7 protein-coding genes are annotated in these 9,398 nt (G+C 62.5%); 4 read left to right on the forward strand and 3 right to left on the reverse strand.

Features of this window, described 5'->3' with window-relative positions; all coding sequences use genetic code 11:
• The first annotated feature begins 176 nt into the window (after positions 1-176).
• Genes EV672_RS18350 through EV672_RS18365 form a run of 4 tightly spaced genes read left to right on the forward strand, consistent with a single transcriptional unit; the run spans position 177 to position 4,620 of the window.
• Complete coding sequence (locus EV672_RS18350; RefSeq protein WP_481725704.1) at positions 177-1,820, forward strand: TnsB C-terminal domain-containing protein; 1,644 nt, start codon at positions 177-179, stop codon at positions 1,818-1,820.
• Positions 1,821-1,822: 2 nt separating this feature from the next.
• Positions 1,823-2,731, forward strand: a complete 909-nt coding sequence (locus tag EV672_RS18355) for a TniB family NTP-binding protein (RefSeq protein WP_013124601.1) — start codon at positions 1,823-1,825, stop codon at positions 2,729-2,731.
• Positions 2,728-3,945, forward strand: a complete 1,218-nt coding sequence (locus EV672_RS18360) for a TniQ family protein (protein WP_133611388.1) — start codon at positions 2,728-2,730, stop codon at positions 3,943-3,945. Before EV672_RS18355 ends, EV672_RS18360 begins: the two co-directional genes overlap by 4 nt.
• Before the next feature lie 60 nt (positions 3,946-4,005).
• On the forward strand, positions 4,006-4,620 hold the full coding sequence (locus tag EV672_RS18365; RefSeq protein WP_028839766.1) for a recombinase family protein: 615 nt from the start codon (positions 4,006-4,008) through the stop codon (positions 4,618-4,620).
• Positions 4,621-4,631: 11 nt separating this feature from the next.
• On the opposite strand, the gene EV672_RS18370 is transcribed toward EV672_RS18365, so the two are convergent.
• The 3 genes from EV672_RS18370 to EV672_RS18380 form a co-directional block, all read right to left on the reverse strand.
• Positions 4,632-5,348, reverse strand: coding sequence for an MgtC/SapB family protein (locus EV672_RS18370; protein ID WP_059401176.1), 717 nt, complete (start codon positions 5,346-5,348; stop codon positions 4,632-4,634).
• 10 nt (positions 5,349-5,358) lie between these two features.
• On the reverse strand, positions 5,359-8,124 hold the full coding sequence (gene mgtA / locus EV672_RS18375; RefSeq protein ID WP_059401175.1) for a magnesium-translocating P-type ATPase: 2,766 nt from the start codon (positions 8,122-8,124) through the stop codon (positions 5,359-5,361).
• 112 nt (positions 8,125-8,236) lie between these two features.
• Positions 8,237-8,959, reverse strand: a complete 723-nt coding sequence (locus EV672_RS18380; protein ID WP_059401174.1) for a PA4824 family protein — start codon at positions 8,957-8,959, stop codon at positions 8,237-8,239.
• Between the last annotated feature and the right edge of the window lie 439 nt (positions 8,960-9,398).

Below are 9,398 nucleotides of genomic sequence, written 5' to 3' on the forward strand. Positions count from 1 at the left end.
TGTCATTTTCAGAAGACGACTGCACCAATTAACTGGACGTAACGCCCGGAGTGCAGTCAGCTCCTGATAACCAAATATCAGAAGTCATCGTCACCAATTTCGACTATGCTCAATACTCGTGTGCACAAAAGCGAGGTATGGGCATGGCGTCAGATGCACGAATCACGGAGCACGGGGTGGCTACCCTGTCCGACGCGGCATGGGAGCATGCCCGCCAGCGAGCCGAGATCATCGCCCCGCTTACGACGCTTGAAGTAGTCGGTCATCAGTCTGCCGACGCCGCAGCGCAGGCGCTTGGACTGTCTCGGCGGCAGGTGTATGTCCTGATCCGCCGGGCGCGACAAGGCACTGGCCTTGTGACGGACCTGGCACCAGGTCGGTCCGGCGGCGGCAAAGGCAAAGGGCGTCTGCCTGAGCCGGTCGAGCGCATCATCCGCGAGTTGTTGCAAAAGCGTTTCCTGACCAAGCAGAAACGAACCCTAGCGGCGTTCCACCGCGAAGTCGCACAGGCTTGCAAAACGCAAAAGCTCCGCGTACCGGCGCGCAACACCGTGGCCTTACGGATCGCCGGCCTCGATCCGCTCAAAACCATGCGCCGCCGGGAAGGCCAGGATGCCGCCCGCGACCTGCAAGGTGTAGGCGGCGAGCCTCCTGCCGTGACCGCGCCGCTGGAGCAGGTACAGATCGACCATACGGTCATCGACCTGATCGTGGTCGATGAGCGCGACCGGCAACCGATTGGCCGCCCGTACCTGACCCTCGCCATCGACGTGTTTACCCGCTGCGTGGTTGGAATGGTGGTCACGTTGGAAGCGCCATCCGCCGTCTCGGTCGGCCTGTGCCTTGTGCATATCGCCTGCGACAAGCGCCCTTGGCTGGAAGGGCTGAACGTGGAAATGGATTGGCCGATGAGCGGCAAGCCCTTGCTGCTCTACCTAGACAACGCGGCCGAGTTCAAGAGCGAGGCCCTGCGCCGGGGTTGCGAGCAGCATGGCATCCGGCTGGACTATCGTCCGCTGGGACAGCCGCACTATGGCGGCATTGTGGAACGGATCATCGGCACGGCGATGCAGATGATCCACGACGATCTACCGGGAACAACCTTCTCCAACCCGGACCGGCGCGGCGACTACGATTCCGAAAACAAGGCCGCTCTGACATTGCGCGAGCTGGAGCGCTGGCTCACATTGGCGGTCGGCACCTATCACGGCTCCGTGCACAACGGCCTGTTCCAACCGCCGGCGGCGCGCTGGGCTGAGGCCGTGGCGCGTGTCGGTATACCGGCCGTCGTCACCCGCGCCACGGCTTTTCTGGTCGATTTTCTGCCCATCATCCGCCGCACGCTGACCCGCACCGGCTTCGTCATCGACCACATCCACTACTACGCCGATGCGCTCAAGCCGTGGATAGCTCGGCGCGACCGCTTGCCTGCGTTCCTGATCCGGCGCGACCCGCGCGACATCAGCCGTATCTGGGTGTTGGAACCGGAAGGGCAGCACTACCTGGAAATCCCCTACCGCACCTTGTCGCACCCGGCGGTCACGCTGTGGGAACAACGACAAGCTCTGGCGAAATTGCGTCAGCAAGGGCGCGAGCAAGTGGATGAATCGGCGCTGTTCCGCATGATCGGCCAGATGCGCGAGATCGTGACTGCCGCGCAGAAGGCCACGCGCAAGGCGCGGCGCGACACGGATCGACGCCAGCATCTCAAGGCGTCGGTTCCGCCGAACAAGCCGACGCCGCCGGAAACTGATGTTTCCGACCCGCAGGCAGACAAGCAGCCTCCGGCAAAACCTTTCGACCAGATTGAGGAGTGGTAGCCGTGGACGAATATCCCATCATCGACCTGTCGCACCTCTTACAGGCGGCGCAGGGATTGGCCCGGCTGCCGGCGGACGAGCGCATCCAACGCCTTCGCGCCGACCGCTGGATCGGCTATCCCCGTGCGGTCGAGGCTCTGAACCGGCTGGAAACCTTGTATGCGTGGCCGAACAAACAACGCATGCCCAACCTGCTGCTGGTTGGCCCGACCAACAACGGCAAGTCGATGATCGTCGAGAAATTCCGGCGCACGCATCCGGCCAGTGCCGACGCCGACCAGGAGCACATCCCGGTGCTGGTCGTGCAGATGCCATCCGAGCCGTCGGTGATCCGCTTCTACGTCGCGCTGCTCGCTGCGATGGGCGCGCCCTTGCGCCCACGCCCACGGTTGCCGGAAATGGAGCAATTGGCATTGGCCTTGTTACGTAAGGTCGGTGTGCGTATGTTGGTGATCGACGAACTACACAACGTCTTGGCCGGTAACAGCGTCAACCGCCGGGAATTCCTCAATCTACTGCGCTTCCTCGGCAACGAGCTACGCATCCCCCTGGTCGGAGTCGGCACGCGCGACGCCTACCTGGCCATCCGCTCGGATGACCAATTGGAAAATCGGTTCGAGCCGATGATGCTGCCGGTGTGGGAGGCCAACGATGATTGCTGCTCGCTGCTGGCCAGCTTCACGGCTTCGCTCCCGCTGCGCCGCCCCTCGTCGATTGCCACGCTAGACATGGCTCGCTACCTGCTCACACGCTGCGAGGGCACCATCGGCGAACTGGCGCACCTGTTGATGGCGGCGGCTGTCGCTGCCGTGGAAAGCGGTGAGGAAGCAATCAACCACCGCACGCTCAGCATGGCCGACTACACCGGCCCAAGCGAGCGGCGACGACAGTTCGAGCGGGAACTGATGTGAAGCCAGCGCCGCGCTGGCCGCTGCATCCGGCTCCCAGAGAAGGCGAAGCCTTGTCTTCGTGGCTCAACCGCGTGGCCCTTTGCTATCACATGGAGGTGTCCGAGCTGCTGGAGCACGATCTTGGTCACGCTCAGGTCGATGACCTGGATACCGCGCCACCACTGGCGCTGTTGGCGATGCTCTCCCAGCGGAGCGGCATCGAGCCGGACCGGCTGCGTTGCATGAGTTTCGCCGGCTGGGTGCCTTGGCTACTGGACAGCCTTGATGATCAGATTCCAGACGCATTGGAAACCTATACGTTCCAGCTCTCGGTGCTGCTGCCGAAACTCCGCCGTAGGACGCGATCCATCACGAGCTGGCGTGCCTGGCTGCCCAGCCAGCCGATACATCGCGCCTGTCCGCTCTGTCTGAACGACCCGGCAAACCAAACCGTACTGCTTGCATGGAAGCTGCCCCTGATGCTGAGCTGCCCGCTGCATGGCTGCTGGCTGGAATCCTATTGGGGCGTGCCTGGGCGGTTTTTCGGCTGGGAGAACGCCGACACTGCGTCGCGCACCGCCAGCGACGCGATTGCAGTGATGGATCGGCGTACCTGGCAGGCACTGACGACCGGCTATGTGGAACTGCCGCGCCGACGCATCCACGCTGGATTGTGGTTTCGACTGCTACGCACGCTGCTCGATGAGCTGAACACCCCGCTTTCGGCGTGCGGAACCTACGCGGGGTATCTCCGCCAAGTCTGGCAAGGCTGCGGGCATCCGCTGCGTGCTGGGCAAAGTCTGTGGCGACCGTATGAAACCCTGAACCCGGCAATACGGTTGCAGATGCTGGAGGCGGCGGCAACGGCAATCAGCTTGATCGAGGTGAGGGATATCAACCCGCCAGGCGAGCATGCAAAGCTGTTCTGGTCCGAGCCCCAAACCGGGTTCACCAGTGGTCTGCCGGCGAAAGCGCCGACGCCCGAACCCGTCAATCACTGGCAACGGGCGGTCCAAGCTATCAGTGACGCGATCATTGAAGCGCGGCGCGACCCCGAGACGGCACGCTCGCTGTTCGCGTTGGCTTCCTATGGTCGGCGCGATCCCGCTTCCCTGGAACAGTTGCGCGCCACCTTTGCAAAGGAAGGCATCCCCCCGGAATTTCTGTCACATTACGAGCCTGCTGGACCCTTTGCATGTCTTAGACAGAATGACGGGTTAAGTGACAAATTTTGACGGCCAGAACTTTCCGGTTCACACTGTCACATAATCGAACGTATATGTGACAGGCAAAACATGCTGATTGGCTACATGCGGGTATCGAAGGCGGATGGCTCCCAAGCCACCGACCTACAGCGCGATGCGCTGATTGCGGCTGGTGTCGATTCGGCCCATCTTTACGAAGACCAGGCATCGGGGAAGCGCGAGGATCGGCCTGGTCTGGCAAGCTGCTTGAAGGCGCTGCGCTCAGGCGACACGTTGGTCGTGTGGAAACTGGATCGTCTCGGGCGCGACCTGCGCCATCTGATCAACACCGTGCACGACCTGACCGGACGTGGCATCGGTCTCAAGGTGCTGACGGGGCATGGTGCCGCCATCGACACCACGACGGCTGCCGGTAAACTGGTTTTCGGCATCTTCGCGGCGCTTGCCGAGTTCGAGCGCGAGCTGATTGCCGAGCGCACCGTGGCTGGCCTGGCCTCGGCGCGGGCGCGGGGCCGCAAAGGCGGGCGGCCTTTCAAAATGACCGCCGCCAAGTTGCGCTTGGCGATGGCCGCGATGGGGCAGCCAGAAACCAAGGTCAGTGATCTGTGCCAGGAGCTGGGCATCACCAGGCAGACGCTGTACCGGCATCTCTCGCCCAAGGGAGAGTTGCGTCCGGATGGTGCGAAATTGCTGGGGCATGCCTGACGGCCTTAAGGTCACTCGGTCGTACTCGGACTCCAGAATGCCTGGCGAACAGCCGGTAGTGCCGCAAGTCGTTTGACCAGCGCATCCAGGTCGTCACCATCGACCGACGTGGCCACCAAGGTCGCTTCGATCTCGACATCCTCCTCGCCGAAGGCGTGAATATCGAGGTCTCGCGTCGGATAGCTGCTGCGTTCCAGCTCTTCCTCAAGCTGGGCCATCACCATCTTCTGATGCGCTCGCTCGGCGATCACATAGACGGTATTCGTCACCTCGACCGATTCCACGTCCAGCGGCTTGCGGTTGATGGTGTTGACGATGGGGCGCAGCAGGGTGTTGGCTGCCAGCACGAACAAGGCACCTAATACTGCCTCCACGATCAGGTCGGCACCCGCTGCCGCACCGACTGCCGCTGACCCCCATAGGGTGGCGGCGGTGTTCAGGCCGCGCACATTGCCCTCTTCGCGCATGATCACGCCCGCACCGAGGAAGCCGATGCCGGACACCACATAGGCCATGACATGCACGGCCCCATCGTGACCGTGCAGCCGATTGGCCAAATCAACGAACAAGGCCGCGCCCACGGCCACCAGTACGTTGGTGCGCAGGCCCGCCGTGCGTTGCCGGTACTGCCGCTCGAAGCCGATCAGCCCACCGAGCACGAAGGCTGCGGCCAGGCTGATCAGGGTGTCGAGCAGGGAGGTCAGGTTGATGTTTTGAATTGCCTCCATGCTCGCCTCCTTATTGCCAGCCGTAGCGGCGGAAATAGATGCCCTTCATGGCCTGGGTCAGCCCCATGTACGCCAGCAGGATCATGGGCAGAAACACGAAGTACAGCGGCGGCAGGGCTTGCAGCTTGAAGTAGTGCGCCAACGGCCCCATCGGCAGGAAGATGCCGATGGCCATGATCACCGCCGTCATCACCAGCAGCGGCGTCGCTGCCCGGCTCTGGATGAACGGAATTTTCGGCGTGCGGATCATGTGCACGATCAAGGTCTGGGTCAGCAGGCCGACGATGAACCAGCCGGACTGGAACAGGGTTTGTTCTTCCGGCGTGTTGGCGCTGAACACGAACCACATCATGGCGTAGGTGGTGATGTCGAAGATCGAGCTGATCGGCCCGAAGAACACCATGAAGCGGCCCACATCGCCCGGCTGCCAGCGCTGCGGCTTCTTCAGCAGTTCGTCATCCACATTGTCGAAGGGGATGGCGATCTGGGAGATGTCGTACAGCAGGTTCTGCACCAGCAGGTGCATCGGCAGCATCGGCAGGAAGGGGATGAAGGCCGAGGCCACCAGCACCGAGAACACATTGCCGAAGTTCGAGCTGGCCGTCATCTTGATGTACTTGAGCATGTTGGCGAAGGTGCGGCGGCCTTCCAGCACGCCTTCCTCCAAGACCATCAGGCTCTTTTCCAACAGGATGATGTCGGCGGCTTCTTTGGCGATATCCACCGCCGTGTCCACCGAGATGCCGATGTCGGCTGTGCGCAGCGCCGGCGCGTCATTGATGCCGTCGCCCATGAAGCCAACGACATGGCCGTTGGCTTTCAGCAGGCGCACGATGCGCTCCTTGTGGGAGGGCGTGAGCTTGGCAAAGACGTTGTGGCTTTCCACGGCTTCGGCCAGCACCTTGTCGCTCATGCGCTCGATGTCGCTGCCCAGCAGCACGCCCTGCTGATCCAGCCCGACCTCGCGGCAAATCTTGGCCGTCACCAGCTCGTTGTCGCCGGTCAGCACTTTGACGGTGACGCCATGCTCGGCCAGTGCTTTGAGCGCAGGCGCGGTCGATTCCTTTGGTGGGTCGAGGAAGGCCACATAGCCGATCAGGGTCAGCTCGCGCTCATCGGAAATGCCGTAGGTGTCTTGGGTCGGCGGTACCTCCTTCATCGCCACTGCCACCACGCGCAGCCCCTCTTCGTTCAGCGCGGCGGTGACTTCGCGGATGCGGGCCAGCAGATCGGGCGTCAGCGGCTCCACGGCGTCGCCATGGCGCACCTGCGTGCACACGCTCAGAATTTCTTCGACAGCGCCCTTGGTGACCAGCTCGTGGTGGTCCTCGCGCTCACTCACCACCACCGACATACGGCGGCGGTTGAAGTCGAACGGGATTTCATCGACCTTGCGGTAGTTGTTGGCCGGGTTCAGTTCCTGATGCACTTCCACGTGTTCGAGCACTGCCACGTCCAGCAGATTTTTCAAGCCGGTTTGGTAGTAGCTGTTGAGGTAGGCCGCTTCCAGCACCTCGTCGGACTCCTCGCCCCAGACATCCACATGCCGGGCCAAGAAAATCTTGTCCTGCGTGAGCGTGCCGGTCTTGTCGGTGCACAGCACATCCATCGCACCGAAGTTCTGGATCGCGTCCAGGCGCTTGACGATGACCTTCTTGCGCGACAGGATCACCGCGCCCTTGGCCAGCGTTGAGGTCACGATCATCGGCAGCATCTCGGGCGTGAGGCCCACCGCGATGGACAGCGCGAACAGCAGCGCTTCCATCCAGTCACCTTTGGTGAAGCCGTTGATGAAGAGCACCAGCGGGGCCATCACGAACATGAAGCGGATCAGCAGCCAGCTCACCTTGTTGACGCCGGACTGGAATGCCGTGGGTGCGCGGTCGGTCGCCGTGACGCGGGAAGCCAGCGCGCCGAAGTACGTGGCGTTACCGGTGCCGAGCACCACGGCCGTGGCCGAGCCGGACACTACGTTGGTGCCCATGAACAGGATGTTGTCGAGTTCCAGCGGGTTGATCGCCTTGGCGTCGCGTTGGGTGGCGAACTTCTCCACCGGCATCGACTCCCCGGTCATGGCGGCCTGGGCCACGAACAGATCCTTGGCGCTGAGCACGCGGCAGTCGGCAGGGATCATGTCGCCCGCCGACAGCACAATCAGATCGCCAGGTACCAGCAGCTTGATCGGCAGCTCGATGCGATTGGCATCTTTCACATGCAGATGCGCGCCGTAGTACTGCTCGAAGATCGGCGCGGCATCCTCGGACAGATCACGGCGGATGACGGTGGCCGTGTTGCTGACCATGGCCTTGAGCGCATCGGCGGCCTTGTTGGACTTGGCTTCCTGCCAGAAGCGCAACAAGGTCGAGAGCACGACCATGGTGCCAATCACCACGGTGGCCTTCATATCCTCGGTAAGGTAGGAGATGACGGCCAGCAGCGTCAGCAGCAGGTTGAACGGGTTCTTGTAGCAGTGCCACAGGTGGGTCCACCAAGGCAGCGGCTTCTCGTGCTCAACCTCGTTCAGGCCGACGCGGGTCCGAACGGCCTCGGCCTGCGATTCGGACAAGCCATCGGCGTGGCTGTCCAGTTGCCGCAGCAATGTGGCGGGGTCGGTCGTCGCGGCGCTGACCAGGGTCTGGGTCAGCTCTGGCGGCACTTCGCGGCTGACGCCGGTCTGTGCGAGGGTGTCCAGCAGCGTCAGGCGGCGGAAGTGTCTGGCGAGGTGCCGGGTACGCAGGAAGCCTGCGAACAGCTCTTTCAGCAGTGTGAAGTTCATTCTTGTTCTCCGGGGCGGCCTGCCCGATCCACACTGTTGAAAGCGTGCTCAGGCAGGCAGCCGATATTCAGGGTCTGGCATAGTTTGCTAAGGTTTTGTGACGGTCATGGCATCACGGCAGGAACGGCACCGACAGCAGGCGCAGGCCGATGGAAAACCATCGTTCGCCGCCGCCGTTGCGGTTGCCGTAAGTCGCATCGAGCTGGATGCGATCCGGCACCAGCCAGTGACGCAGACCCAGTTGATGAAAGGGCTTGCCCTGGTTCTGACCGAAGGTCTCGGCGATCAGCCAGGTGCGTTCAGTGAGCTGGGCTTCGGTGCCCAGGCCCCAGGTCAAACGGTTGTGCCGGGGCTCCCCCTCGCGCAGCCAGCCCACATTGGTATGAACGACCACGGCATCGTCGCGGAAGGAAAAGCTGGTCGGCACATAGGCATACCAGTCGCGGGTATCCGCTTGTGGGTGGCGAACCGTACCGACCGCCAAGCCGATGCCCCAGCCATTGGTGTCCATGGTTTTGAACAGGGTCTTGCCCTGCATGACGACATCTGTGGTTTTGGCACTGCCCGCTTCGCGGGTGGAGGCTCCGCCCAGGGTCAGCTCCAGATTGCCGGTGAAGTTGCAAGCCGGAAGCGCCCAGAATTCAGTGCTGTCCGGGTTCTTCTTGACCCAGCTTTCGAGCTGGCACGCCTTGGCATCGACGATGCGGGCGTCGTCGGTAATCATGGGGCGTGCCGCATGGGCGGTGCTGCCTGCCAGCAAAGCGGCACTCAGCAGCGCCGACCGGAGTGGCGGGTAGGCCGCGCCGAAGCGGCCGGGGTGTCGGAAACGGGTCATACGCACAGCGTTCTCCTCTTGGATCGAGGCGAAGCCCTGTCGCGTGCACGGCTCATCGCGTGGCACCTTGGTTGATGCACACGGCAAGCGACGTTCGTGGCCGATCACCTTGGGGCGATCAGCCAATCAGTCGTCTGGGAGGCGAATGACGTGCAGCGGATGCTGCGACGGGTTGCCGCCTCTCGCGTTCGGCGAGACAGCGGCAGGGAGAACCTGCGCGTTATCTTGCCGAGAGGGTGCCGGCGCTTAAAACCGGCTGACTACTGTCACTCGAACAAGTGCCCACTTGGGAACTCCGCAGTTGATGAAGGCCGTAATTCTACTCTCACGGCATTGACTGGACAATCCCCGAACCCAAGAGGTAGAGCAAGCTTCTCCTATTTGCCATAGTGCAGTGCACTTTTGAAAATGTGTGCAATCGCCTTCTGAAAACGACACG

This window comes from Aquabacterium commune (assembly GCF_004362855.1).
In the GTDB taxonomy this organism is placed as follows: Bacteria; Pseudomonadota; Gammaproteobacteria; order Burkholderiales; family Burkholderiaceae_C; genus Aquabacterium; species Aquabacterium commune.

Coding starts and splice junctions, on each gene's coding strand:
- EV672_RS18365 (WP_028839766.1), top strand. CDS start 4,006: ATGCTGATTGGCTACATGCGGGTATCGAAGGCGGATGGCTCCCAAGCC.
- EV672_RS18370 (WP_059401176.1), bottom strand. CDS start 5,348: ATGGAGGCAATTCAAAACATCAACCTGACCTCCCTGCTCGACACCCTG.
- mgtA (WP_059401175.1), bottom strand. CDS start 8,124: ATGAACTTCACACTGCTGAAAGAGCTGTTCGCAGGCTTCCTGCGTACC.
- EV672_RS18380 (WP_059401174.1), bottom strand. CDS start 8,959: ATGACCCGTTTCCGACACCCCGGCCGCTTCGGCGCGGCCTACCCGCCA.